Genomic DNA, 332 nt, shown 5'->3' with positions numbered 1-332 from the left:
ACCGCATATCACTATAACGAAAACCATCAGCCCGACCGGATTACCGACTGCTCGGGTTACGAAACCAAACTCTCTTACACCCCCGAAGGGCAGTTGGCGCGTATGACTGATGCGCTGGGACAGCACACCGAATACCACTACGACACCAATCAAAACCTCACCCTCGCCCTCTATCCCGACGGCAGCAAAGAGACCTTCGGCTACGATGGCGCAGGTCGTCTGACCACCCATACCGACGGCGAAGGCCATACCACTTCCTACGAATACGGCCAGGACGGTCTGCCGACCCGACGCACCAATGCGCTGGGCCATACCTTCGGCTACCACTACGA

Annotated in this window: 1 pseudogene; it reads left to right on the top strand. The window is 57.8% G+C overall.

The annotated features are described in order from the left end of the window. Positions 1-332 (top strand): annotated as a pseudogene (locus tag ACTHTG_RS11190) (RHS repeat family protein); the annotation flags it as partial.

The sequence above is a fragment of the Neisseria sp. P0017.S009 genome, assembly GCF_051957375.1.
Taxonomy (GTDB): domain Bacteria; phylum Pseudomonadota; class Gammaproteobacteria; order Burkholderiales; family Neisseriaceae; genus Neisseria; species Neisseria perflava.
This window is presented reverse-complemented; position numbering and strand designations above follow the sequence as displayed.